Here is a 1,019-nt window from a genome sequence, read left to right on the forward strand (position 1 = left end):
ACAGCTTGTGGTCACTTTAATATCATCACAGGGCAGGAAATGAACCGTAATGCCGCAGGTTTTTTGACCCGTATAATCGGGAACAGGCACTTCTAGAGAATGCTGTTTTTTTTGCATATTCACTTTCTTTGCCCAGGCCAGATATTTCTTATCATCACCATAACCAGGAAAATCAGGGGAATAAGCTAACCCTGTTTCCCAGTCCACTCTGACCGTCATCCCTGGGGTCCATTTCGACGGCACGCCAAAGCAGCACCCGCCTCCTCCGCCCTGCCAGGGGCCAATAAGATCTATGCCGGACTGGCCGTTGACGCTGAAGTGATTAATTGCCCAGTGAGTGTGGTTAACTGCTTCGATGGTGCCGCCTCCTCCCCTGACCGGCGCGTCGTCTTCCGCAAAAGGATTGCAGCCGGTCAGCATCAGTAATAAAAGCAATGCCGGTAAAAGCCTGATAGTCATTTTTTGCTCCTTTATGTAAATATTTTCCTGAAAGGGAAATGTATTCGCATTAGTTGTATCTGCTGTGAATCATCGCTTTAGTTATTTAATCTCAAAGGCCTGAATGTGCCGGGAATATATTTTTTGTGTTTTATTATTCCCTGTACGGGAAAAGAGGGTGGATACCAGACCGGAGCGGGGTTTATTGTGGACATACTTCTGGCTCCTCCATGCGGATTGGATCTTTTACAGGGTGATTCGGGCGGCCATATTCATAACAGCTTGTTGTTACTTTGATGTCATCACAGGGCAGGAAATGAACCGTAATGCCACAGGTTTCCTGGCCCGTATAATCGGGAATGGGTACTTCTAAAGAATGCTGTTTCTTTTGAAGATTAATATTACGGCGCCACTCTAAAAATTTATCCCAGTTCTCATATCCAGGAAAATCCATCGAGAAACCGACCCCGGTTTCCCAGTCCACTCTGACCGTCATCCCTGGCGTCCATTTTGGCGGCACGCCAAAGCAGCACCCGCCCCCGCCGCCCTGCCAGGGGCCGATAAGATCTATGCCGGACTGG

General features: G+C 48.5%; 2 protein-coding genes. Both read right to left on the minus strand.

Translation table 11 applies throughout. From position 1 onward, the window contains the following. Window positions 1–459 (minus strand): DUF3304 domain-containing protein (locus B3797_RS11440; RefSeq protein ID WP_311791127.1); only part of this gene is annotated, 459 nt, incomplete at its 3' end. A gap of 181 nt (window positions 460–640) precedes the next feature. Then, window positions 641–1,019, minus strand: a 379-nt coding sequence (locus tag B3797_RS11445; protein WP_311791128.1) for a DUF3304 domain-containing protein, incomplete at its 5' end; no start/stop codon positions are given.

Source organism: Pantoea sp. UBA5923 (genome assembly GCF_002431095.1).
GTDB lineage: Bacteria > Pseudomonadota > Gammaproteobacteria > Enterobacterales > Enterobacteriaceae > Pantoea > Pantoea piersonii.